35 protein-coding genes are annotated in these 19,637 nt (G+C 60.1%); 28 read left to right on the top strand and 7 right to left on the bottom strand.

The annotated features are described in order from the left end of the window. The 6 genes from AC13D8_RS04595 to AC13D8_RS04570 are packed head-to-tail and all read right to left on the bottom strand — an operon-like array spanning window position 1 to window position 2,326. Window positions 1-672, bottom strand: a complete 672-nt coding sequence (locus AC13D8_RS04595; protein ID WP_482967839.1) for an ERF family protein — start codon at window positions 670-672, stop codon at window positions 1-3. Next, window positions 673-1,041, bottom strand: a complete 369-nt coding sequence (locus AC13D8_RS04590; protein WP_482967838.1) for a hypothetical protein — start codon at window positions 1,039-1,041, stop codon at window positions 673-675. A 2-nt stretch (window positions 1,042-1,043) separates the two neighbouring features. Next, window positions 1,044-1,394: a DUF2493 domain-containing protein gene (locus AC13D8_RS04585; protein ID WP_482967837.1), complete on the bottom strand. Its 351-nt coding sequence runs from the start codon at window positions 1,392-1,394 to the stop codon at window positions 1,044-1,046. Beyond that, a complete protein-coding gene (locus AC13D8_RS04580) occupies window positions 1,391-1,660 on the bottom strand; it encodes a hypothetical protein (protein WP_482967836.1) in 270 nt (89 codons plus the stop codon). Before AC13D8_RS04580 ends, AC13D8_RS04585 begins: the two co-directional genes overlap by 4 nt. Further along, window positions 1,657-2,052, bottom strand: coding sequence for a hypothetical protein (locus AC13D8_RS04575; RefSeq protein ID WP_482967835.1), 396 nt, complete (start codon window positions 2,050-2,052; stop codon window positions 1,657-1,659). The genes AC13D8_RS04580 and AC13D8_RS04575 overlap by 4 nt, the downstream gene beginning before the upstream one ends. 43 nt (window positions 2,053-2,095) lie before the next feature. After that, a complete protein-coding gene (locus tag AC13D8_RS04570; RefSeq protein ID WP_482967834.1) occupies window positions 2,096-2,326 on the bottom strand; it encodes a hypothetical protein in 231 nt (76 codons plus the stop codon). Window positions 2,327-2,505: 179 nt separating this feature from the next. On the opposite strand from AC13D8_RS04570, the gene AC13D8_RS04565 reads away from it, so the two are divergent. Beyond that, the gene (locus tag AC13D8_RS04565; protein ID WP_482967833.1) at window positions 2,506-2,754 is read left to right on the top strand and encodes a hypothetical protein; all 249 of its coding nucleotides are present in this window, start codon (window positions 2,506-2,508) and stop codon (window positions 2,752-2,754) included. Between the two features lie 155 nt (window positions 2,755-2,909). Here AC13D8_RS04565 and AC13D8_RS04560 read toward each other — a convergent pair whose 3' ends face one another. Then, complete coding sequence (locus AC13D8_RS04560; RefSeq protein ID WP_482967832.1) at window positions 2,910-3,515, bottom strand: XRE family transcriptional regulator; 606 nt, start codon at window positions 3,513-3,515, stop codon at window positions 2,910-2,912. 92 nt (window positions 3,516-3,607) lie between these two features. Between AC13D8_RS04560 and AC13D8_RS04555 the strand changes: the two genes are divergently transcribed. From AC13D8_RS04555 to AC13D8_RS04425, 27 genes are all read left to right on the top strand, one after another. Next, the gene (locus AC13D8_RS04555) at window positions 3,608-3,826 is read left to right on the top strand and encodes a helix-turn-helix domain-containing protein (protein ID WP_482967831.1); all 219 of its coding nucleotides are present in this window, start codon (window positions 3,608-3,610) and stop codon (window positions 3,824-3,826) included. A gap of 52 nt (window positions 3,827-3,878) precedes the next feature. Beyond that, on the top strand, window positions 3,879-4,313 hold the full coding sequence (locus AC13D8_RS04550) for a hypothetical protein (protein ID WP_482967830.1): 435 nt from the start codon (window positions 3,879-3,881) through the stop codon (window positions 4,311-4,313). Beyond that, the gene (locus AC13D8_RS04545) at window positions 4,310-5,461 is read left to right on the top strand and encodes a DNA N-6-adenine-methyltransferase (RefSeq protein ID WP_482967829.1); all 1,152 of its coding nucleotides are present in this window, start codon (window positions 4,310-4,312) and stop codon (window positions 5,459-5,461) included. The genes AC13D8_RS04550 and AC13D8_RS04545 overlap by 4 nt, the downstream gene beginning before the upstream one ends. Next, window positions 5,403-5,993, top strand: coding sequence for a hypothetical protein (locus AC13D8_RS04540; protein WP_482967943.1), 591 nt, complete (start codon window positions 5,403-5,405; stop codon window positions 5,991-5,993). Before AC13D8_RS04545 ends, AC13D8_RS04540 begins: the two co-directional genes overlap by 59 nt. A 241-nt stretch (window positions 5,994-6,234) precedes the next feature. Further along, complete coding sequence (locus tag AC13D8_RS04535) at window positions 6,235-6,555, top strand: hypothetical protein (RefSeq protein WP_482967828.1); 321 nt, start codon at window positions 6,235-6,237, stop codon at window positions 6,553-6,555. Then, the gene (locus tag AC13D8_RS04530; protein WP_482967827.1) at window positions 6,548-7,336 is read left to right on the top strand and encodes a DUF2303 family protein; all 789 of its coding nucleotides are present in this window, start codon (window positions 6,548-6,550) and stop codon (window positions 7,334-7,336) included. Before AC13D8_RS04535 ends, AC13D8_RS04530 begins: the two co-directional genes overlap by 8 nt. 161 nt (window positions 7,337-7,497) lie before the next feature. Beyond that, window positions 7,498-8,022: an HNH endonuclease signature motif containing protein gene (locus tag AC13D8_RS04525; RefSeq protein ID WP_482967826.1), complete on the top strand. Its 525-nt coding sequence runs from the start codon at window positions 7,498-7,500 to the stop codon at window positions 8,020-8,022. A gap of 174 nt (window positions 8,023-8,196) precedes the next feature. Next, window positions 8,197-8,352: a hypothetical protein gene (locus AC13D8_RS04520; RefSeq protein ID WP_482967825.1), complete on the top strand. Its 156-nt coding sequence runs from the start codon at window positions 8,197-8,199 to the stop codon at window positions 8,350-8,352. Further along, on the top strand, window positions 8,349-8,507 hold the full coding sequence (locus AC13D8_RS04515; protein WP_482967824.1) for a hypothetical protein: 159 nt from the start codon (window positions 8,349-8,351) through the stop codon (window positions 8,505-8,507). Before AC13D8_RS04520 ends, AC13D8_RS04515 begins: the two co-directional genes overlap by 4 nt. Before the next feature lies 1 nt (window position 8,508). Beyond that, the gene (locus AC13D8_RS04510; RefSeq protein WP_482967823.1) at window positions 8,509-8,829 is read left to right on the top strand and encodes a hypothetical protein; all 321 of its coding nucleotides are present in this window, start codon (window positions 8,509-8,511) and stop codon (window positions 8,827-8,829) included. A 172-nt stretch (window positions 8,830-9,001) separates the two neighbouring features. Next, window positions 9,002-9,184 carry a hypothetical protein gene (locus tag AC13D8_RS04505; protein WP_482967822.1) on the top strand — a complete coding sequence of 61 codons (183 nt, stop codon included), beginning with the start codon at window positions 9,002-9,004 and terminating at the stop codon, window positions 9,182-9,184. After that, window positions 9,181-9,549, top strand: a complete 369-nt coding sequence (locus tag AC13D8_RS04500; RefSeq protein WP_482967821.1) for a RusA family crossover junction endodeoxyribonuclease — start codon at window positions 9,181-9,183, stop codon at window positions 9,547-9,549. The genes AC13D8_RS04505 and AC13D8_RS04500 overlap by 4 nt, the downstream gene beginning before the upstream one ends. After that, a complete protein-coding gene (locus AC13D8_RS04495) occupies window positions 9,546-10,070 on the top strand; it encodes an HNH endonuclease (RefSeq protein ID WP_482967820.1) in 525 nt (174 codons plus the stop codon). The genes AC13D8_RS04500 and AC13D8_RS04495 overlap by 4 nt, the downstream gene beginning before the upstream one ends. Further along, window positions 10,060-10,953, top strand: coding sequence for a DUF1376 domain-containing protein (locus AC13D8_RS04490; RefSeq protein WP_482967819.1), 894 nt, complete (start codon window positions 10,060-10,062; stop codon window positions 10,951-10,953). Before AC13D8_RS04495 ends, AC13D8_RS04490 begins: the two co-directional genes overlap by 11 nt. Before the next feature lie 73 nt (window positions 10,954-11,026). Then, window positions 11,027-11,332, top strand: a complete 306-nt coding sequence (locus AC13D8_RS04485; RefSeq protein ID WP_482967818.1) for a hypothetical protein — start codon at window positions 11,027-11,029, stop codon at window positions 11,330-11,332. A 211-nt stretch (window positions 11,333-11,543) separates the two neighbouring features. Then, on the top strand, window positions 11,544-11,861 hold the full coding sequence (locus AC13D8_RS04480) for a hypothetical protein (RefSeq protein ID WP_482967817.1): 318 nt from the start codon (window positions 11,544-11,546) through the stop codon (window positions 11,859-11,861). After that, the gene (locus AC13D8_RS04475; RefSeq protein WP_482967816.1) at window positions 11,858-12,163 is read left to right on the top strand and encodes a hypothetical protein; all 306 of its coding nucleotides are present in this window, start codon (window positions 11,858-11,860) and stop codon (window positions 12,161-12,163) included. Before AC13D8_RS04480 ends, AC13D8_RS04475 begins: the two co-directional genes overlap by 4 nt. Then, on the top strand, window positions 12,160-12,489 hold the full coding sequence (locus AC13D8_RS04470) for a hypothetical protein (RefSeq protein WP_482967815.1): 330 nt from the start codon (window positions 12,160-12,162) through the stop codon (window positions 12,487-12,489). The genes AC13D8_RS04475 and AC13D8_RS04470 overlap by 4 nt, the downstream gene beginning before the upstream one ends. Window positions 12,490-12,606: 117 nt before the next feature. Further along, on the top strand, window positions 12,607-12,768 hold the full coding sequence (locus AC13D8_RS04465; protein WP_482967814.1) for a hypothetical protein: 162 nt from the start codon (window positions 12,607-12,609) through the stop codon (window positions 12,766-12,768). Further along, window positions 12,765-12,956, top strand: coding sequence for a hypothetical protein (locus AC13D8_RS04460; protein ID WP_482967813.1), 192 nt, complete (start codon window positions 12,765-12,767; stop codon window positions 12,954-12,956). The genes AC13D8_RS04465 and AC13D8_RS04460 overlap by 4 nt, the downstream gene beginning before the upstream one ends. A gap of 2 nt (window positions 12,957-12,958) precedes the next feature. Beyond that, window positions 12,959-13,579 carry a hypothetical protein gene (locus AC13D8_RS04455; RefSeq protein ID WP_482967812.1) on the top strand — a complete coding sequence of 207 codons (621 nt, stop codon included), beginning with the start codon at window positions 12,959-12,961 and terminating at the stop codon, window positions 13,577-13,579. Between the two features lie 119 nt (window positions 13,580-13,698). Beyond that, complete coding sequence (locus tag AC13D8_RS04450) at window positions 13,699-14,013, top strand: hypothetical protein (protein ID WP_482967811.1); 315 nt, start codon at window positions 13,699-13,701, stop codon at window positions 14,011-14,013. After that, window positions 14,000-15,301: a PBSX family phage terminase large subunit gene (locus AC13D8_RS04445; RefSeq protein ID WP_482967810.1), complete on the top strand. Its 1,302-nt coding sequence runs from the start codon at window positions 14,000-14,002 to the stop codon at window positions 15,299-15,301. The genes AC13D8_RS04450 and AC13D8_RS04445 overlap by 14 nt, the downstream gene beginning before the upstream one ends. Continuing rightward, window positions 15,301-17,394: a portal protein gene (locus AC13D8_RS04440; protein WP_482967809.1), complete on the top strand. Its 2,094-nt coding sequence runs from the start codon at window positions 15,301-15,303 to the stop codon at window positions 17,392-17,394. Before AC13D8_RS04445 ends, AC13D8_RS04440 begins: the two co-directional genes overlap by 1 nt. After that, complete coding sequence (locus tag AC13D8_RS04435; protein ID WP_482967808.1) at window positions 17,394-17,636, top strand: hypothetical protein; 243 nt, start codon at window positions 17,394-17,396, stop codon at window positions 17,634-17,636. Before AC13D8_RS04440 ends, AC13D8_RS04435 begins: the two co-directional genes overlap by 1 nt. A gap of 53 nt (window positions 17,637-17,689) precedes the next feature. Beyond that, a complete protein-coding gene (locus tag AC13D8_RS04430; protein ID WP_482967807.1) occupies window positions 17,690-18,616 on the top strand; it encodes a hypothetical protein in 927 nt (308 codons plus the stop codon). Window positions 18,617-18,639: 23 nt separating this feature from the next. Then, window positions 18,640-19,632 carry a DUF5309 domain-containing protein gene (locus AC13D8_RS04425; protein WP_482967806.1) on the top strand — a complete coding sequence of 331 codons (993 nt, stop codon included), beginning with the start codon at window positions 18,640-18,642 and terminating at the stop codon, window positions 19,630-19,632. Window positions 19,633-19,637: the final 5 nt, after the last annotated feature.

The raw sequence follows: 19,637 nt of genomic DNA, 5'->3' as shown, positions 1-19,637 counted from the left end.
CTAGTAAGGTATGCGGTCGCCGCCGAGATCGTCGGCAGGCGCGGGCTTTTCATCAGCGTCCTTGGCGTCCAGTTCGGCTTTGCGCTCATCCTTGGCGCGGATCACTGCCGGGGCCGATTGCACGGCCTTCGGCAAATCGCTCCAAATCGCGCGAAGCTGATCGAGGCTTTCCGCGTTCGCGAGGCTCGCCCTTGCCGTGTCGATAGCCTCACGGCTTGGGTCTTGCTGGCGCGGCTCTTGGCGCGGCGGTGCCTTCGCAGCGGCGTTGCCGTCATCATCCTCGGGCGCGATGCCAGCCATGCCCATGAGGCCATAGCGGCGCGCGTAGGTGACTGCCGAGCCGTAGCCCTGCATGTCGTTCTTGGACACGATGAGCGGCACGCGGCATTCGGCAGTCTCTCCGGTCTCGCCATGCACGAATATGGTTTTGACGAACCGCTCGCCGTCCTCATCAAAGGCGGGTTGCAACACGGCAATCCCATGCCGGGTAAGCGCGGGCATACAGGCGTCCATGACGCTGGACAGGTCCGCATATTTGCTCTTGAAATGCGGGTTGTTGCTGTCTTTCAGGGCGCGGCCCATTTCGGACTGCGCCGCCGCGAGGGCTGCATACAGGCTCTTGTGGGCGACGGTCGCGCCTTCCGTGGATTTCTGGTCAACAGACTTGTTCATCTAGCATCCCTCCGTTGTGCAGATTTCGTATCCCGGTCCGGTCTTGATCGGCGTCGGCTCTGGGAAAATAACCGTGCCGACAAACAGCGCGGTCACGAAGATCACGACGCCGCCAAACCATATCCATCGCATGGTGGACGTGGGCGGCAGGGCGCGATACGGCGGCTCGATATACTCGGCATCGACAACCGGCATGGTGGGCGCGCGTTGCGCCTCCTGAACAGCGCCCACCACAAGATCGGCAAGGCGGCTTGCGTCGTTGCCGTGGCGGCGGTGCAGGGCGTAGCCAATCGCGCGGGCCGTGGCTTCGGGGCTGGCGCGGAGGCCGTCAGTGGCATCGTGCAGCATGAGATCGGCGGGGTGTTTCATGTTCAATATTTCCTCACGTCAACGCCGCGCGCGACGGCTTGCTCAACCATGTTCGCGGTGCCGCGACCGCCGGGAAAGGCAAGCACCAAGTCCGGCTTGCCCTCGTCAAGCATCCGCCTGTTGCGGATAGGGCCAGCGGCCCGCCCGTGCTGTTTCCAGTCCGCGGCAAATTGCAGGTGCGGCGTGCCGGTTTTGTCGGCCCACTCAGCGGCGTAGCAGTCAGCGCCTATCGCCCCGCCTTCGATGATGAGTGAAACGCCATCCAAGGCATCCAGAGCGGCGTAAATTTTCTTTGGGTCGCGATAGTCACGCCCGCCGCAGACAAGCACTCGCAGTTGCTTTGCATCGGTCATGCGTAATACTCCTTACCTTGAACCGCGCGCACCGCCTCATCGGCGCTGTCACGCAGGCGGGTGGCTGCATCGACCGCGTTCTCTGCGGCGCTCAGGGCGTCCTCTGGATCGTTGGCGTTGAGCCAGTCACAGAGGCAGTCGAGCAGATCGGCCAGCCTCTCATCGTCGGACTTGCTTCCGGTGACACCACGCTTGGCGGCGCGGATCAGAGCGGCGATCTGCGCGTCTGTGGCGATCAGGGCGGGGCGGGGGAATGGGGCGTTCATGACGACGCCTCCGCGGGTGCGGCCAGCAGGTTTTCTGTCATGGCCTGAGAGCCTTCGCGAAGCGGTGCCATCACATCGTCTGGCAGGTTGAGAGCGTGCCCCTCGTCAATGACCTCGCCCAGCTTGCCCTGCCATGCACGTTTGGCGGCAACGTCAGGGTCGGGCATGGCGTTCAGCACGGCGAAGATCAAGGTGAACGCTTCTTCGGGGGTGTCGCCCATTTTACCGGCGATGTACTGCTTCATCGTGTCGTCAGCGTAGGCACCGCCGACACTCCAGCGGCCATTGTCGCGCAGCGTCAAATCGAGCCTGTAACGGGGCTGTTTCCCCAGCTTCTCGACCAGTAGCCCGTTGGCGCGGTCCAGTTCTGATTTCATCTGTTCGGGGGTCATGGGGTCAGTCTCCCTTGGTGGGGTGGGGGCGCATGGCCCCCGATTAGGCGGCTTCGCTCTGCTCGACGCGCTCATAGCGATCATCGAGCGGCGACTTGCTGACGTGCGCATTGATCCATGCGCCCATCTCAATCAGCTTGCCGTCGCGCACCCACTCGTGGCGCTGCTCCCAGATGCCCGCCGCGTGGTTCCAGCGCATCCAAATGCGGTAGCGGTCGCCAGCCTCGTTGATCGGGCGGCTCCACTCTTTGAGGCGGTAGGTCTCGAACTGCATCTCATCTCTCCATCTGTGTCCCGCGTCTGGCGGGGGTGATGGGAGAGTTTTACATCATGTGAAAATGTGGTGCAAGGGAAAATATTTACACTTTGTGAAAGTCGGTGCTACACTGCCCCCGCCAGCGACGGGCTGGCGGCATGAAAAAGCCCCGCGCGAGGGCGGGGCGGAGGGGTCACATGGAAGGCAAGGTCGTTCAGCTACCACCCGAAGAATGGGAAATTGAAATCAAAAAAAATGGCGTTTTGTGTTTTACCACCGAAGTAATTGTGAATCCGGGCCACCCGTGGTCGCCGCTCGCGGTGGTTCGCGGCTGCAAGCTGGAAGCGTTACCTCACTCGCCGGATGATTTCGCCCGTATCTCCGATCTTGAAGGTATCGGGTTCAAGCCCTACCGCAAAAATGGCACGCCCATTGGACAGGATTAGATCAACGCTTCCGCCATACTCTGATAGCTTGCCGTCTGTCGTTTTTGTTTGGTAAAATTTCTGCGCCATAACAACTGTGTATCGCGTCCCGTCTTCGCCTATGCAGGCGAAACGCTCAACTTCTCGCGTCCCAATATATTTCCCCTTGCCTACCTTCATAGCTTCTTCGCCAGCTCGGCAGGCCAGTGGAGGCGGACGCGGGCGGCCCATTTCAGGGGCACGTTCCACATGGTCTGTGCGCCGGGGTTGAGGCTGACCAGGTGGAACAGGCCGGGCTCGTCGCCGCGTCGGACTTGCTTGACCCAGCCCATGCCCTGCTTGTCCTCGACCACGCAGCGGTGGCCCACCACGTCATCGGGCACGCCATCATGCGTGACGCGGGTGTAAAACAGCAGATCGCCGTCCGAATAGAGGGGCTCCATGCTGTCGCCCTCAACCTCGACTGCGACCACGTTTGATGCGGGCAGGCCGGGTGGGGCCTCGACCTGCGGCCCGTCGCCTTTCTCGTAAGCGTCGAACACGGGCACCTGTGCCCCCGCGCCGACGCGGCCCGCGATGGCGATGGTGGGGCGATCTTCTATGATGAGATCAGAAACGGCAACGCCAAGAATCTTAGAGACTCCCTCAAGGTATGTCTCGTTCATCCTGCGGTTCCCCAGCTCCAAGCCATTGTAGAGCCCAACAGAGATGTCGAGCATCTCGGCCATGCGCTCTTGGGTAAGGCCCGCAGCCTTTCGTTTTTCACGAATGCTGAATTTCATGCCCTGTCTATGCGCGCAGAGCGTTGGTGAATCCATAAACACTATGTAAATTCCCTCTTGCTGGAAAAATTCACATAGTGTAAAAGCGCCTTATGAACATCACCGAACATATCGAGGCTCGCGGCCTCTCTCGCGGCGAAATTTGTGAGACAGCCGGTATTTCCCGAGCATATCTCAGCTTGATCGAGCGCGGCGCGCGCAAGGTTGGACCGGAGAAGGTTCAGGCCCTTGCAAACGCTATCGGCGTTTCGATTGCGGACCTTCGCCCTGATCTCGCCAAGCTTTTTGACGGTGAAGGAGACGCCGCCTGATGCTGTGTCCTGTCCCATTCTCACACGCTGCCATGCCAAGGCGGGCCACGCCATGAGCAACGGCCCCATCATCCCCCACGATCTTGCGGCACGCCGGATAGAGGACGCCCTGCGTCTCCGCGTCGGTCGCGGTCGCCGCTATAGCTTCGCGGCGCTCTCGGACGCAACCGGAATTCCGCACCGCACGCTGGAAAGCTACGTGCAGGGGGCAACGCCGGGGCTATCGGGGCTGCTTTCGCTTTGCTCTGTTCTCGGCCCGTCCTTCACGTCCGACATTCTCGCCGCCTGCGGTCAGGAGGCCAGCGCCGCCGACTGTGACGCGCCGGAGCACATGCGCCTCGTAGGCATGATGGGCGGCATGGTCTCTGCGGTGTCCGACGCTCTGGCCGATGGCCATGTAGATCACCGCGAGGCGGCGCAGATGCGCCCGATGGCAGCGGAGTTGATCGAGGCCCTGCAACCGCTGGCGCAGGGGGTGAAGGGATGAACGTGCACTTCGAGCATACGCCGCCCGAGGGTGTCGTTTTCCATGAATACGCCAATCTGTTCCCGATGCTTCAGGGTGAAGCGTTGGACAGGCTGCGCGAGGACATTCGAGAGCACGGGGTGCGCGAGCCTGTCGTCTTTCTTGGCAACGCCATTCTCGACGGACGCAATCGCTATATGTGTGCGCGCGACCTCGGCATCGAATATCCGCGCGTTGATTTTGAGGGCGACGACCCGCTCGGCTTTGTCATCAGCCACAACCTTCACCGCCGCCACCTGACGGAAAGCCAGCGCGCCAGCATCGCGGCGCGGGTGGCAAATATGCCGAGGGGCCGAAACTGGGGTAATTCGGCAAATTTGCCGAATAAGAGCGAGCCGGGGCTGCCACTTTCCGAACAGGCCGCACCCCGCCCGCCGCTCACTTCCAACGCAGATGCGGCGGAAATGCTGAACGTGTCCGAACGTAGCGTGCGGTCTGCCCGCAAGGTTCACGACACCGCCCCGCCGGAAGTATCGCGCGCAGTAGATGAGGGGCACATGAGCGTGTCGCTGGCCTCTCAGGTGGCAGAGTTGCCGCCAGAGGATCAGGAGTCCGTCACCAGCGCCGCACCTGACCAGATGAAGGATGTGGCGCGTGAGGCTGTAAAGCGGGCGCACGTCGCGAACAATTCGGGGAACAATGAATGGTATACGCCAGCCGCCATTATTGACGCTGCCCGCGCGGTAATGGGTGGCTTTGATCTGGACCCGGCTACCTCAGAGATTGCCAACCGCACCGTTGGCGCGACCCGGATATTCACGCAAGACGATGACGGTCTACGGCAGGAATGGCCCGTTGGCCGGATTTGGATGAACCCGCCCTATGCGCAGCCGCTCATGGGGCAATTCGCCTCAAGGTTTGCGAAGGAAATACGGCGCGGCTCAGAGGGTATAGTCCTCGTCAACAACGCCACAGAAACCGGATGGTTTCAGGAAATGGCAGCAGAGTGCAGCGCGATATGTTTTCCGCGTGCCCGCATCAAGTTTCTGGACCCGGATGGCAACCCCGGTGCGCCGCTGCAAGGGCAGGCGATCATTTATTGCGGCCCGGATGCTGATGCATTTGAGGAAGCCTTTCACGGCTTCGGATTGGTGGTGCGGCATGGGTAGGTTTGAGCAAAACCTTGCCAGCGGGCAAATGGGCGAAAGCCTTATCTCGCGTTGGCTGCAAGGCCGGGGCCATGCTGTTTTCCCAGCCTACCAGATTGAGCACCACACGGGCAAAGGGCCGCAGATGTTCGCCGCATCCGGTGATCTGGTGCTTCCCGATCTTCTGGCCTTCCGTTCCGGCGAAATAAGGTGGTTCGAGGCAAAGCACAAAACCTGCTTCACTTGGCACCGGATTTCCGCGCGCTGGACGACCGGAATAGACCTGCGTCACTACCACGAATATCAGGAAGTTGCGCATCGCACATCGCTGCCGGTCTGGCTTCTATTCTTTCACCCGAAATCGGATCCATCAAAAAGCGATCTCGCATATGGGTGCCCGCCGATTTGCCCCACCGGCCTTTTCGGAAACGACATTTCGGTCCTCATCGAATGCGAAAGCCACCGCTCCGACCGGCATGGCCGCACGGGGATGGTTTACTGGGCGCATGAGAGCCTGCGCCTTATCGCTCCCGCAGAGGATTTGGCATCATGACACCCCCCGGCCCCACATCCCTGTCGCCGGGGCTAGACCGGGCGGCGTCCCTCCCTGCGCCGTCCGGTCGCCTGTTTCTCCCCCAGCGGTTTTGTCTCGGTTTTCCGCTGGCAACTACCCCGGCGGCTTCGGTCGCCGGGCTTTCTCAGCCGCATTCCGGTCAGCGCATTGGCGTTGTCCCGAGCGCGGCGGGCGTCAATTCGGCGCGCTCGGTTTCGCCAGCAACAGAAGGATACCTGAAATGAGCGAAGGGAACAGCCATTTTCTGATGGCAGTGGGGCGGATTGACGGCGGATTGCCCGTCGAGACCGCAGACAACCAACTGCGCGACGTGATCGCAGCGGTTCAACGCACCGGGAAAAAGGGCACCGTGACCCTTACCCTCGAAATTTCCCCCAACGGCGAAATGGGCTTTGCCGCGTCCGCGAAGGTCAGCGCAAAGGCCCCGCAGATCGACTTTGGCCAGTCGTTCTTCTTCATGGGCCGCAACGGCGATCTTACCCGCGAAAGCCCGACGATGGAGCAAATGGGCCTGATGAAGGGGGATCGTGTCGATGGCTGATCTTACCGAACACGAAGCGCAACAGCGCAGCGGTGCGGCGGCGGCAGTCGATTTCGACCCCGCCAAGACCGGGCAGTTCGCGGTGGTGCCCGACGGCTACGCGATCACGGACTTGCAAGACTTTCAGGATCGCCCGAACCGGCACCAGTCAGATCACAAGTTCGTGGACGTTTCGTCTCTGGCGGAATACCTCAATCGGTTCGCTACCGACGACACCATGATCTGCGCGAATTATGGCGCGGCGACGATCAACACCACCATTGACGGAAACGCGCCCGACGCGCCGTCACACGGTGAGCATCTGGCGCGGTTTTGCGCCATGCAGTCCGATCAGGTCAAGGCATGGCTGGATATCTGCGGCAAGGGTATGAGCCAAGTAGCCTTTGGTTTGTTCCTCGAAGATCGCGCCGTTGACGTGGTGGAGCCGGATGCTGCCAGCGTCATGGACATGGTGATGACTTTCGACGCCACGAAGAAAGTGGCGTTCAAGTCGTCTCAGCGCCTGCACGATGGTCAGCGCCAATTCCAATACGTCGAGGAAAACGAGACGCGCGGCGCGGTGACGCTGCCGGATCACTTCATCGTTCTGGCTCCGATCTATCGCGGGATGGAGCCGCAGCGGATCAAGTTCATGGTGCGGTATCGCATCGAGGACGGATCGCTGCGCTTTCAAGTTGATATGCACGACAAGGATGCGGTTCTGCGCGAGGCGTTTGAACGCTGCGTCGATGCCCTCAAATCCGAGATCAACAAGGGCCTGCCGATCTATGTCACGGGTTGATCTTACCGCATATCCCCTCGCCCCTCGGGGCGGGGGCTTTTCTCAGCCGCTTTCCGCGCGGTGCTGTCAAGCCCGAAAGCGTCCATCCTACATGGATGGCGCGTGCTACCCGGAAGGATGCACGCCTGACAGCATCGCGCCGAAAGCGGGGAGGGCGTAACATGCCTATAAAAACAAAGCCGCTTCCAGATATGACAACCCTCCGCGCTGAATTTGATTGCTTTGCGGATGGCTCGATATTTTGGCGCAATCGTGGGGGTCTTCCGGCAGGCACATCGAGTGAGAGAGGTTACAGGTATCTATATTTCAAGGGCGAAAAATATTTTGTCCATAGAATTATCTGGAAATGGCACACTGGCAAAGAGCCGGAAATTATAGATCATGTAAACCACGATACAGCCGACAATAGAATTTCAAATCTGCGAAACGTTAGCCTGCAACAGAATAACAGGTATTCGCGCCGCGCACACGGGAAGAGCGCATTCCGTGGGGTCTACGCGGCAAAATGTGGCAAGTGGGGCGCGCGCATAAAAGTCGATGGCAAAACGCGCCACCTCGGGACATTTGAAAACGAACCTGATGCCGCTCGCGCATACGACGCGGCGGCACATTCTTTGCATGGGAAATTCGCCGTCAGCAACGCGCGACTAGGGATTTTTGAGCGTTTCAGAAAGGAGGCTTTGTGATGCCTCCTTTCTCGAGCGCGGCACAGCCTGACGGCTCCGGTTGCAGGACGCTTTGCGCAAATGCCCCGGATGGCTGGCACCGGCGGGAAGCCTGCGAACCGCCCCGGATGGCTGGCACCGGCGGGAAGCCTGCGAACCGCCCGCCGCGCTCGACCTGCACAGGAGGGTAGCCGCATGACCTGCATCAGCACCGCCGCAATGGCGCTCTTTCTCAACATCATCACCGTCCCCGTAACACCAACGCCGACCGGCCTCATCGTCCACGCGACGGAAGGCCCGGTGGAATACGTCCGGGCGGGGGATGTGTGGTGCTGGGGGGTGTCGGGATGACCCCGGAAGGCAAATCCTACGCCCTCATGAGGCTAAGAAACGCCGCCGATCTGACGGGCCTGCGCCGCGTCTGGGAGAGCCTCAGCAAGGAATACCAGAACGTGCCGGAGATAGAGGCGCACAAGGAAGCGATGAAGAAAGCATTGGAGAAATAGAATGGCTAAGAAAATCAGGGACGCGGTGGTGAAGGTTGGTGAATACCAAGATCGCAACACTGGCGAGACCAAGGCGCGCTGGCAGAATGTCGGCTCCGTCATGCAGAACGAGGATGACAAAAGCATTTTCGTCATTTTGGACCGCACTTTCAACCCCGCAGGCGTTCCCAATCCCGAAAACCGAAGCAATGTGATCCTGTCATGCTTCGTGCCGCAGGATCGCCGCGAAGGGAATGGTGGCAGTCAGGCAGGCGGCAATGAATCCCCACCGGCGGATAATGGCGGTGGCTCTCAGCAGATGGACGACGAGATTCCGTTCTGATGCTCGGCTGGCTTTTCAGATCACCCCGCCTGTCCCAGCTCAGAGAGGCCCGCCAGCGCGCCCTACAGCGCCTTGCGGACGCCAAGGCCAGGAGAGACACGCGAGACATACACCGCGCCTCTCAGGCCGTCCGAGAGGCCACACACGCGCTCATGTGGCAGGAGGTGCGGTAGTGGCCTGCAATCTCTGGCGCGTCAAGGCTGTAAAGCTACTCCGCGAGGGCTTCGGCGTCGAGGATATCGCGCTCAAGCTGTCCGTTCCACCCACTGACGTTCGCCAGCTTATCCACGCGCTCAGGGCATCCGGCAGGCTCACAGACGTTCTATTCGGGCGCAGATACAGGGGCGAGACATGAGCCGCGAATACCTCATCCGCCTCCCCTGGCCTCCTGCGGTGCTATCTCCGAACGCCCGCGCCCATTGGGCACGCCGGGCAAGCGCCGCGAAGAAATACCGGGCCGATGCCTGCTTGCTTTCTCAGGCAATGGGATGCCGCGCGCTCGACTGCGAAACCCTCACTGCGGAAATCACCTTCTACCCACCCGACAGACGCCGCCGGGACACGGACAACCTCCTAGCCCAGATCAAGAGCGGCCTTGACGGCATAGCAGACGCCACAGGCGTAGACGACAGCAACTGGCACTACGGCATAGCCCGCGATGAGCCTGTCAAGGGCGGCGCGGTGCTCGTGCACGTCATGCCAGGAAAGGGGGCGGAATGAGAAACGGCCTGCCCTATTATAAGGCTTACCCCCGCGATTTTGTCGAGGGCACCATCGGGATGCCGTTCGAGATCAAATGCGCATACCGCGTTGTTCTCGATCTCATCTACATGCAGGGCGGCGATCTGCCAGACGATGCGCGCTACATTTCGGGGCACCTCGGATGCAGCTTGCGGAAGTGGAAAAGCATCCGCGCAGAGTTGATAGAGAGGGGGAAACTAGACGTTTCGGGTGAGTTTCTGACCGCGCTGGTAATGGATATTTGGCGGAAAGAGGCTGCCAAGACAGAAAGCCGCCCAGCAATCCCCACTGACACCATTTTGCGCGTTGTCGAGCATTACGGCCAGGTCTGTTTTTACTGTGGAGATGAACACGGTCCGTTTGAAATTGACCATGTGCATCCGTGGTCGCGGGGCGGCGAACACACCTTAGAAAATCTCGTCATAGCCTGCCGATCCTGCAACCGAAGCAAGGGCGCGAAGACATTGGAAGAATGGGGTGGTCAAAAAAATGAGTGCTGATCCGTACATCCCATTTTACACCTCGGACTTTCTCGGTGGCACCAGCGGCATGACCGCATCATGCAAGGGTGTGTATATCACGCTCCTTTGTCTGATCTATGAAGCTGAGGGTCCGTTGACGCAGAAATGGGATATTCTCGCGCGGCGTTGTGGCTGCACGTTGCCCGCCTTCAGGCGCGCCGTTTCTGACCTTGAAGATGACGGAAAGCTAGAGGTCAGAGAGGCCGGAATTTGGTCACCGAAATGCGAAAAACACCTCACGCAACGTCGCGAGCGGCAGAGTAGCGCGAGGTCCGCTGCAAAAACACGATGGAAAAAAAATAAACAAAAACAAGGCAAGGCGGATGCGACCGCATTTAGCGCGCAATGCCAACCAGAACCAGAACCAGAACCAGAAAGAGAGACTAACGTCTCTCTAGCGCGCGATGCGCGCGATGATGAGTTTTCCCAATTCTGGGCGTGTGTTCCCAAGAAGGTTGGAAAGGGCGCAGCGGAAAAGGCTTTTGCCAAGGCCCGCAAGATCGCGTCCCTCTCGGAACTCATCGACGGGATGAGGCAATACGCCCATCAGCGCGACGGGCAGGACGCGAAATACACCTGCCACCCCTCAACATGGCTGAACGAAAAACGCTGGCTCGATGAGCACCAGCACACTCAAGCCGACTTCCACCGCGAGATTGACAGGATGCTAGGAGATTCCGATGGACTACAGCGAACGGATCAAGTTGATCATCACGAACCTCAACGCCTTTCTGCGCCAGTATCAGCGCCCGCCCCATCTGGACACGGACGGGAGCCTGATCGAGGTGAAGGCGATAGCCGAGGAAATCAACAACCTCATCTCAGCCTCGTCAAGCCACGACGCTTTGGTGGATCGTGTTGAGACGTGCTTTCGCTCTCTGCGCCGGAACTACACGCAACGGACATGGCCCACGGTCGCGCATTTCGTGAAGGCGATGAGCGAGGTTCAATCGAAGGCGGCTCAGATCGAGAGCGCGGACGTTGAAACCAAGTCTCCCGAACAGATCGCGGCGGATCGCATGAATGCCGGTGAGTCGGTTGGTGATACCTGGATTTACGGGCGCGGCGCGCTGACGCTCCTGAAGTCCGGCCTCGTCACGCAGGACGTGATGCGCCGCTACAGGTCAGCGCTCTATTTCTCAGCAAAGGAGGTGGGCGGAAAGGATTACGCGGAATCTTTCGAGGCGCGGATGCTGCGCCGCCACGAGGAAGCCGAGGCGATGATGGCAGGTGCGGCATGACTGGCAAGATCGACCGCCGCCGCGTTCTAGGCCCCCGCTGCAAGCCTGTGAAGATTTACGGGATGCTGTTCCCGAGCATTTCATGCGCCGCCCGATCTGTGGGGGCTGACGTGAAATACCTCTCGCACCGCCTCAGACAGGGCAAGCCGCTCGGGACCAATCTGCGCCGCCGTTTCGAGGATTTGCGCGCCGAACGCGAAAGGAAAGCCGCATGAAACACACAAACCCCCTCGCCGCCATGAAGGCCGACGCCGCAGCCTGCAACGCCGCCATGCGGCGCAACCTCGGCTCCCCAAGCGGCGGCTGGAAGGACGAAACGGCAAAAGACACCGTGAAGGACCGCGTTAGCCGGGTAGTCGGCCCCGAGCCGCAGACCGTCATGCAGATCGCCAATGCGGCAGGAGCGAATGAGCAGGGCGCGCGCCATGCGCTTAGGAGGCTGGAATTCGAGGGCTACGTTGCACCGGGGCCGAAGGTCAAGATCGTGACGGGCGGAATGGCCAAGACGTATCGGAGGGCGCGCGCATGACTTTCTTTGAACCAATCCCGCCAATCGAAGAACGCGCCCTTTCCATGCACGCGATGGAGGCGATGCTAAATGCCCTCGCCGGGAAGCACGAGGCGCTACACAAGACCGTCAACGGCGACAACATCTGGCGCGCGGTCAACATGACGGTTCACAACAAGGATGCCCACCTCGCCGCTGCTAGAGAGGCCGGGTTTCTCCGCGAGACGATAGCCGGGGGCAACATTCACCAGCAATACAGCCTGACCCCCAAGGGCTACGCGGCGATCAACCGGTCGCAGCCGTTCTGGCAGGTGGCGGCATGAGGTTTTCCGACATCAAGCCGGGCGATCAGGTGGAAATGCCCGCGCGCAAGGTGCCGTGGTTCGACTGCGATAGGGACAACAGAAACCCCGAGCGGGTGGCAAGGGTAGCTGTTGTCACGCACCGCTGGCACGATCCTGTGGAGTGCAAGGATTTCGTCGCGCTGGCGATGATCCTCAAGGGCGGTGAAATTACAGAGCCGAAGGAAAAACGCACAATCCGGGGTCTGGCGCAGGCCGGTTGGAGGCCAGCAAGTCAGGACTGGATTGCATATGCGCAGGCGATTGAAGCGCCGGAAGTGGTTCAGCTTGTAAGGAAAAAGAAATGACCGGCCCCCTCTCCCGCGCCGAGTGCGCCGCCTGCGGCTGGACCGGCAAGCGCAAGCCCGGAAACCCCGTCACCTGCCCCCGCTGCGGGGCGTTCGCAAGCTATCAGGAGTAGGCCAATGACTGACGCCCAAGCCGCCCGCCGATTGCTGGACCGCTTCCAGGACGCCAAGAACGCCGCCCTAGCAGCCGGGGACCACGAGACAGCCAAGGGCCTCATGGTGGTGCCGGTGCGCGTGTGGCTGGAAACGGTGGCGCGGGAGGCGGTGAGAGACACATGACCGAGGCCCAGCAGATCGAGCAGCAGGCCCGAAGCCTCAAAGCCGCGTGGCACTTGATCTGCAAGCTGCGCCGCCGCGTGGATGTTCAGCAATACATCATAGACGACCTACGGAGGCAGCTAGACGAGGCCACGAACCCGCACAGACGGGCAGAGGCCATTTTTCAGCAGGCAATGAGAGGGCAGTGACAATGGCGGCATACACCAAGGGCGCAAAACGCCGCGCCAAGAAAGCAGCCCTGCCGGGGCTGGCAGAGGTGCCGAAGAAAAAGCCCCGAGGCCGGAAGCGCATGGCCCAGATCAAGCGCGACCCCGAGGCAGAGCGCACGGTATTGCAGGCTCGCGCCCGACAATCCGGCAAGAAGCCGGATGATCTTACCGAAATGCGGGCTACGGCTTACGCAGAGGACGCAGGGCGCGCGATCTACGCCATTCACGAGGGTGACGCCGCCAAGCGCCTCTGGGACGCCTACAGCGCTCTCTCTGCGGCTTACAGGCGGTATCTCTCGATATGCATCGGCGCGAGCGTGGACGCCAAGACAGCCAAGATCGAAATGATGCCGGAGAGATTTGAAACCAGCGCCAGCGACACGCCCGACATGCGATCCGAGGACGAGCGGCACAGGGCGGCGGCGAACGCCTGGCACGGGTGGCGCGTTACACTCGACAAGCTATCGCTGGGGCACTCATCCGCGATCTACTCGGCGCTTCACGGCTGGGGCGATCTCATGGACGGCGGGCAGATCACCAGCCAAGGCGAGCGATTTGTCGAGGCGATGCACTCGCTTGACCGAATAGGCGGAACACGTTAGTATCTTGCGAAAGCAACTGGTGTTTAACTGCACCATGACAGCGCCCAGCCTCACCGGCTCGGGCGCTTTTCTTTCCCCCACCCTGAACATCAGGAGCCGCCCCGAGCGGAATGGAAGCTATGTCCGAAAAACAAACGGGCGAAAACCTCATCGGCAAAGGCAAGCCGGGGCCGGGCAGGCCGAAGGGTAAGCCGAACAGAACGACCACGCTGTTGAAGGATGCGATCCTCAAAGCAGCCGAGCAGGCAGGCAACAAGGTCGGTGATGAAGGTCTTGTCAGTTACCTTGAGAAACAGGCGGTGGACAACCCCGCGCCGTTCATGTCGCTTCTCGGGAAAGTCCTGCCGATGCAGGTTACGGGGGTGGATGGGGGGCCCGTTGAAACAATCACAAAGATTGAATTAGTCGCAGTGAAGCCAAGTGGCGACAGCTAAGCTTTGCATTCCCGAAAAGCTGGTTGATGTCTTTGAGGGCGAGGCCGATGTAAGGGGCGCTCACGGCGGGCGCGGTTCAGCTAAAACAAGAACGTTTGCAAAGATGGCGCTGGTCAAGGCGCACATGTTTGACATGGCGGGCCGTTCCGGGATCATCCTGTGTGGCCGACAGTTCATGAATTCGCTCGATGATTCATCGCTGTTTGAGCTGAAGCTGGCGCTAGAAGACGATGACATGCGGTGGCTGGCCCCGCATTTCGACGTGGGCGAAAAATATATCAAGACAAGAAGCGGTCGGGTTGAATTTAAGTTCACCGGTCTTGATAGAAACCTAGGGTCATTAAAAGGTAAATCACGCATCCTCCTTTGCTGGGTTGATGAGGCCGAATATGTCGTTGAGGCGGCTTGGGTCATCCTCATCCCGACCATCCGTGAAGACGGCTCGGAATTGTGGGTTACGTGGAACCCAGCCAGCAAGCGCAGCGCGACAAATCGTAGGTTTCGGGAACAGGTTGAGCCCGACCGCATGAAAATTGTGGAAATGAACTTTCGGGATAACCCATGGTTTCCTGCAAAGTTGGAGCGTGAGCGACAATCTGACATGCTCCATCGGCCTGATAAGTATTCCCACATCTGGGAAGGTGATTTCGTCACGGTCAACGAGGGCGCATACTACGCTGCCAGCTTGCAGAAGGCCCGAGAGGAAGGCCGGATCGGAAATGTCGCGGCAGACCCGCTGATGACGTGCCGGGCGATCTGGGACATTGGCGGCACCGGGGCCAAGGCCGATGCGTGCGCTATCTGGATCGCGCAGTTCATCGGGCGGGAAGTCCGGTGGCTGGATTACTACGAGGCAGTTGGCCAGCCGCTTTCGACGCACGTCAATTGGCTCCGAGACAATGGATACGGCAAGGCGTTGTGCATCCTGCCGCATGACGGCGCGACGAACGATAAAGTCCACGATGTGAGCTACGAAAGCTACCTGCGCGATGCTGGTTTCGCGGTCGAGGTCATTCCGAACCAAGGCAAGGGCGCGGCGATGCAGCGGGTTGAAGCCGCGCGCAGGCTGTTCCCGAGCATGTGGTTCAACGAACCCAAGTGCGGGCCGGGCATCGACGCAATCGGATGGTATCACCCCAAGCTGGACGAAGAACGCGGCGTTGACCTTGGCCCTAATCACGATTGGTCGAGCCATGGCGCGGATGCGTTCGGGCTTGGCGCAGTGATTTACGAGCCGCCGCGAGACAGAAAAACCCCGGACTTCGTGCCGAGAAAGGTTGTCGCCTGATGGATTACGATACCGACAACCCAATCATGATCGTCAACCGGATGGTTGAGCGGGCCGAGGAGTATCTTGACGAGCAGCAGCGCACCCGCACGCAGGCGCTGGAATACTACGAGGGCAAGCCGTCCGCCATCGACTACAACGAGGGGCGCAGCTTCAGCGTTTCTAAGGACGTGCGCGCGGCCATCAAGAAGCTGATGCCGTCGATCATGCGGACGATATTCGGCAGTGAGAAGGCCGTTCAATACGAGCCGATGCAGATGGAGGACGAGGAAGCCGCGCAGCAGGCCACGGATTACGTCAATCATGTCGTGATGCGCGAAACGGCCAGCAAAGCGGCTATCGAGTCTGCGATCTGGGATGCGCTGGTGCTGAAAACCGGCATCTTGGAATGGTGCGCGACCGAGAAAACCCGCGTTGTCGTGACGGAGCACAAGAACCTGTCAGATGAGGCGGTTCTCGGCCTGTTCGATGACCCGGAAAACGAGATTCTGGATTACACGAAGGAACCGGAGACAGACCCGGAGATTTTGGCGTTTGACCCGAACGCAATGCGGCACTCGTTTAAGCTGCGCCGCAAGGAAACGGAAGTCACGTCAGAGCTTAAAGCGGTGCCTCGCGGCTCATTCCTGATTTCCCCGAACGCGGACAGCATCGAGAACGCGCCGCTCGTCGGGAAAAAGATGGAAGCGAGCCGGTCGGACCTTGTGGCGCAGGGCTACGATAAAGAACAGGTTTACCAGCTTTCGGTCGCGGATCGCTACGACGACAACGACGATTTCGAGCGTTACGGCGATGACTGGACGCACCTTGACCAGGGCGCGGCAAAAGCGGCTGAGGAAGTCGAGTATTTCGAGGTCTACGCGCGCCTTGATTACGATGATGACGGCATCGCGGAGCTTTACAAGGTCGTTTATGGCCGTGGCGACATGGGCGACAAGGCTGATGCATCTTCGCAGCGCTACATCGTCTTGGAAAGCGAGCCGTGCGACGAGGCACCCTTTACCGAGGTGGTGGCCGAGCGCAGCGCGCACCAGTTTGAAGGCCATAGCGTTTTCGAGGATTTGGAGGATGTGCAGCGCATCAAGACCGTTTTGCTGCGCGCCACACTCGACAACCTGAACTGGCAGAACAACTACCAGCGCGCCGTGCAGCTTGATGCGGTGGAAAACCCGGAGAGCGTGACAAACCCGCAATTCGGGCAAGATATACACATCAAGCGCGGCGTGAGCGCCCGAGACGCGGTGCAGCCGGTTCAAGTGCCGTTCTTCGCGGCCAATTCGTTCGAGATGATGCGTTACATGGACGAGGTGGCCGAGGACCGCACGGGCATCACGGATGCAAGCGGCGGCATCGACCCCGAGGGCTTCCAGAACATGAGCGCCACGGCGGCGCATATCGCCTCGGAGAGCGGCGTTGCACAGGCCGACATGATCGTGCGCAATCTGGCGAACGGCATTGGCAAGGCGTTCAAGGGGCTGTTGAAGCTCATCGTGGCGCACCAGGACAAACCACGCACGGTTCGGCTGCGCGGTCAGTGGACGGAGTTCCAGCCCGATAGCTGGAATGCCGACATGGACTGCATCGTGAATACCGGCCTTGGCGGCGGCACCCGTGAGCGTGACATGGCGATGCTGCAAGTCGTCATGGGGCTGCAACGCGAGATTCTGACGAGCATCGGGGCGGATAACCCGCTTGTGAAGCCTGAACAGCTTTACAACACGCTTGAAAAGATCACCGAGGCGGCGGGCTTTGCGTCTGCCGATCCGTTCTTTACGCGCCCCGATCCGCAAGAGGTTCAGCGCCTCATGCAGCAGGGCCAGCAGGGCGATCAGGCCGAGTTGCAAAAGGCGCAGATGGAAGCGCAGGCCGACGCGCAGAAGATGCAAGCCGAAATGGAATTGCAGCGCCAGAAGGCCGAGGCTGAGCAGCAGTTGGCGCGCGACAAGATGCAGGCCGAGGTTCAGCTTTCGCGGGAGAAAATGCAGGCTGAAATGCAGATGGCCCGCGAGAAAATGCAGATGGAATACGCCACCGGGCAGAGAATGCAGGGCGGATCGTCTAGCCCGGTCCGGTTTGGCGGGGCGGTCGGCTGATGGATTACGAGATCGAGCCGAGCGGCGAAGCGCAAACGCTTCTGGATAGCCCGCTATTGAACGATATTTTCGATGACCTTGAGGCAAGCGCCTTTGAGGGCATCGTTTCGGCCAAGTCAGCCGATGACGAAACACGCCGCCTTCTGAGCATGGAAGTGCAGGCAATCAGATCGGTGCGTAAGCAGCTTGCCAGCAGAGCAGCAGGCAAAGCCAAGCCAAAGCGCACGGATTCCGCCGCATAAGCGACGGATAACCCTACCAGCGACATAGCTGAGACGAAAGGAACGCAAGCCCCATGGCAGGCGAACTCGAAGATATTGGCGGAGATATCGACTACTACGAACCGGAAGAGGACCAGGAAACTGACAACCTCGAAGGCGAGCAGGAAGCGCCCTCCGACGATGATGAAAACCAACCGGATCAAGAATCCGAGGCCGCGACCGGCGATCAGGACAACGAGGAAGACCCCGAAGGCGAGGAAGCCGAGGGCGAAGCCGAAGACCCTGTGATCGACATTGATGGCGAGCAAGTCCCTCTTTCGCAGTTGAAAGAGGAACGGATGCGCCAGCAGGACTATTCGCGGAAAACGGCTGAACTGGCTCGTGAGCGTGAGACCGTGCAGGAAGCGCGGAAGCACTACTCGCAGCAGTATCAGACCGTTAATTCATTGCTGCAAGAGACGGTGGAATTCCTCCAGGGAGTAATCCCGGACGAGCCACCTCTCAGCCTCGCGCAATCCGACCCCGCACAATATCAATACCAGAAGGAACTCCGCGCGCGAGCGCAACAGGAGGTCCAGCAGTTGGTGCAAAGGAGCCAGAAGGCTCAGCAAACCAACCAGCAGACGCAGCAGTATGACCAGAAACAGGTTTTGCAGCGTCATGTTGAGGGTATTGAACGGCGTTTTCCGCACCTGAGGGGCGATCAGCAAAAGCTGGTCAGCTTCGTGCAGGATACCCGGCAGAAGGCGAAGCAATTCGGCTTCACGGATCAGGAGGTTTCGAGCCTGACCGACGACCGCATTCTTGAAGCGCTGCACTACGCAGAACTCGGGAAGAAGGCCGAGCACAATCGGAACAACGCCAAGCGCCGCTTGCAACAGCCCAAGAAGGGCAATGCACGACCGGCGACCGGCACGGGGAATACGGGAAACCGCAAGGCCATGCAGCGTCTAGAGCAAACCGGCTCACTCAGAGACGCACTGAACATCGACTTTGACTGAGCCATCGCCAATGAGGTGATGACATGGCTAAGGTGACAAACACCTTCCAAACCACCAGTTCAAACACCAATCGCGAGGAACTGGCGGACGTTGTGTCTCGGATTACCCCCGAGGACACGCCGATCTATTCGATGGTCGAAAAGGTCAGCTTCAAGACGAGCCACCCCGAGTGGGCCGTCGATGATCTGGCCAGCCCGGCAGCAAACATCCAGCTTGAGGGTGACGACTACACCTTCGACGCGACGGATGCGCCGAACCGGTATGGCACCTATACGCAGATCATGCGCAAGACCGGCATCCTGTCTGAATCGCAGGAATACACCGATGAGGCCGGGAAGGTTCTCAAGATCAAGGAGCAGAAGCTCAAGAAGGGCGTGGAACTCCGCAAGGACGCGGAATTCGCCATCGTTGACACGAACGCTTCGGTCGGCGGTGCCACGCGCGAAATGGGTTCGCTGAATACCTGGATCGAGACGAACGTCAGTCGCGGCAGCAACGGTGCCAACGGCGGTTTCAGCACGGGCACCGGGCTGACCACCGCGCCGACCAACGGCACGCAGCGCGCGTTCACCAAGGCGATCCTTGATGACGTGATGCAGCAGGGCTACGTGGCGGGCGCGAATTTCCGTCATTGCTTCGTGTCGCCTTACGTCAAGTCGGTGTTCGTCACCTTCATGTCGGACAGCAACGTGGCGTCTTTCCGTTACGCGGCATCGAGCGGCAAGGACAACAGCATCGTTGCGAATGCTGACGTCTACGAAGGTCCGTTCGGCAAGGTGATGATCCACCCCAACCGCGTGATGGCAGGCTCCGCCTCGCTGGCGCGCAATGCCTTCCTTGTTGACCCGGAACACCTCTGCTTCGGCTGGTTCCGCAAGATCAAGGAAGACAAGAAGGTGGCCAAGACCGGTGACGCGAAGAAATTCGTGCTCCTCGGTGAGGGCGCGCTCAAGCCGAAGAACGAAAAGGGCCTCGGCGTTGCCGCTGACCTCTATGGCCTGACGGCCTCGACCTAAGGAGG

Source organism: Roseovarius sp. B-10, from assembly GCF_056859295.1.
Note: the sequence above shows the minus strand (reverse complement) of the source record. Positions and strands in the feature narration are given on the sequence as shown.

Excerpts from the sequence above, each read along its gene's own strand:
- AC13D8_RS04595 (WP_482967839.1), bottom strand. The coding sequence starts at position 672 with ATGAACAAGTCTGTTGACCAGAAATCCACGGAAGGCGCGACCGTCGCC.
- AC13D8_RS04590 (WP_482967838.1), bottom strand. The coding sequence starts at position 1,041 with ATGAAACACCCCGCCGATCTCATGCTGCACGATGCCACTGACGGCCTC.
- AC13D8_RS04585 (WP_482967837.1), bottom strand. The coding sequence starts at position 1,394 with ATGACCGATGCAAAGCAACTGCGAGTGCTTGTCTGCGGCGGGCGTGAC.
- AC13D8_RS04580 (WP_482967836.1), bottom strand. The coding sequence starts at position 1,660 with ATGAACGCCCCATTCCCCCGCCCCGCCCTGATCGCCACAGACGCGCAG.
- AC13D8_RS04575 (WP_482967835.1), bottom strand. The coding sequence starts at position 2,052 with ATGACCCCCGAACAGATGAAATCAGAACTGGACCGCGCCAACGGGCTA.
- AC13D8_RS04570 (WP_482967834.1), bottom strand. The coding sequence starts at position 2,326 with ATGCAGTTCGAGACCTACCGCCTCAAAGAGTGGAGCCGCCCGATCAAC.
- AC13D8_RS04565 (WP_482967833.1), top strand. The coding sequence starts at position 2,506 with ATGGAAGGCAAGGTCGTTCAGCTACCACCCGAAGAATGGGAAATTGAA.
- AC13D8_RS04560 (WP_482967832.1), bottom strand. The coding sequence starts at position 3,515 with ATGAAATTCAGCATTCGTGAAAAACGAAAGGCTGCGGGCCTTACCCAA.
- AC13D8_RS04555 (WP_482967831.1), top strand. The coding sequence starts at position 3,608 with ATGAACATCACCGAACATATCGAGGCTCGCGGCCTCTCTCGCGGCGAA.
- AC13D8_RS04550 (WP_482967830.1), top strand. The coding sequence starts at position 3,879 with ATGAGCAACGGCCCCATCATCCCCCACGATCTTGCGGCACGCCGGATA.
- AC13D8_RS04545 (WP_482967829.1), top strand. The coding sequence starts at position 4,310 with ATGAACGTGCACTTCGAGCATACGCCGCCCGAGGGTGTCGTTTTCCAT.
- AC13D8_RS04540 (WP_482967943.1), top strand. The coding sequence starts at position 5,403 with ATGCTGATGCATTTGAGGAAGCCTTTCACGGCTTCGGATTGGTGGTGC.
- AC13D8_RS04535 (WP_482967828.1), top strand. The coding sequence starts at position 6,235 with ATGAGCGAAGGGAACAGCCATTTTCTGATGGCAGTGGGGCGGATTGAC.
- AC13D8_RS04530 (WP_482967827.1), top strand. The coding sequence starts at position 6,548 with ATGGCTGATCTTACCGAACACGAAGCGCAACAGCGCAGCGGTGCGGCG.
- AC13D8_RS04525 (WP_482967826.1), top strand. The coding sequence starts at position 7,498 with ATGCCTATAAAAACAAAGCCGCTTCCAGATATGACAACCCTCCGCGCT.
- AC13D8_RS04520 (WP_482967825.1), top strand. The coding sequence starts at position 8,197 with ATGACCTGCATCAGCACCGCCGCAATGGCGCTCTTTCTCAACATCATC.
- AC13D8_RS04515 (WP_482967824.1), top strand. The coding sequence starts at position 8,349 with ATGACCCCGGAAGGCAAATCCTACGCCCTCATGAGGCTAAGAAACGCC.
- AC13D8_RS04510 (WP_482967823.1), top strand. The coding sequence starts at position 8,509 with ATGGCTAAGAAAATCAGGGACGCGGTGGTGAAGGTTGGTGAATACCAA.
- AC13D8_RS04500 (WP_482967821.1), top strand. The coding sequence starts at position 9,181 with ATGAGCCGCGAATACCTCATCCGCCTCCCCTGGCCTCCTGCGGTGCTA.
- AC13D8_RS04495 (WP_482967820.1), top strand. The coding sequence starts at position 9,546 with ATGAGAAACGGCCTGCCCTATTATAAGGCTTACCCCCGCGATTTTGTC.
- AC13D8_RS04490 (WP_482967819.1), top strand. The coding sequence starts at position 10,060 with ATGAGTGCTGATCCGTACATCCCATTTTACACCTCGGACTTTCTCGGT.
- AC13D8_RS04485 (WP_482967818.1), top strand. The coding sequence starts at position 11,027 with ATGAGCGAGGTTCAATCGAAGGCGGCTCAGATCGAGAGCGCGGACGTT.
- AC13D8_RS04480 (WP_482967817.1), top strand. The coding sequence starts at position 11,544 with ATGAAACACACAAACCCCCTCGCCGCCATGAAGGCCGACGCCGCAGCC.
- AC13D8_RS04475 (WP_482967816.1), top strand. The coding sequence starts at position 11,858 with ATGACTTTCTTTGAACCAATCCCGCCAATCGAAGAACGCGCCCTTTCC.
- AC13D8_RS04470 (WP_482967815.1), top strand. The coding sequence starts at position 12,160 with ATGAGGTTTTCCGACATCAAGCCGGGCGATCAGGTGGAAATGCCCGCG.
- AC13D8_RS04465 (WP_482967814.1), top strand. The coding sequence starts at position 12,607 with ATGACTGACGCCCAAGCCGCCCGCCGATTGCTGGACCGCTTCCAGGAC.
- AC13D8_RS04460 (WP_482967813.1), top strand. The coding sequence starts at position 12,765 with ATGACCGAGGCCCAGCAGATCGAGCAGCAGGCCCGAAGCCTCAAAGCC.
- AC13D8_RS04455 (WP_482967812.1), top strand. The coding sequence starts at position 12,959 with ATGGCGGCATACACCAAGGGCGCAAAACGCCGCGCCAAGAAAGCAGCC.
- AC13D8_RS04450 (WP_482967811.1), top strand. The coding sequence starts at position 13,699 with ATGTCCGAAAAACAAACGGGCGAAAACCTCATCGGCAAAGGCAAGCCG.
- AC13D8_RS04440 (WP_482967809.1), top strand. The coding sequence starts at position 15,301 with ATGGATTACGATACCGACAACCCAATCATGATCGTCAACCGGATGGTT.
- AC13D8_RS04435 (WP_482967808.1), top strand. The coding sequence starts at position 17,394 with ATGGATTACGAGATCGAGCCGAGCGGCGAAGCGCAAACGCTTCTGGAT.
- AC13D8_RS04430 (WP_482967807.1), top strand. The coding sequence starts at position 17,690 with ATGGCAGGCGAACTCGAAGATATTGGCGGAGATATCGACTACTACGAA.
- AC13D8_RS04425 (WP_482967806.1), top strand. The coding sequence starts at position 18,640 with ATGGCTAAGGTGACAAACACCTTCCAAACCACCAGTTCAAACACCAAT.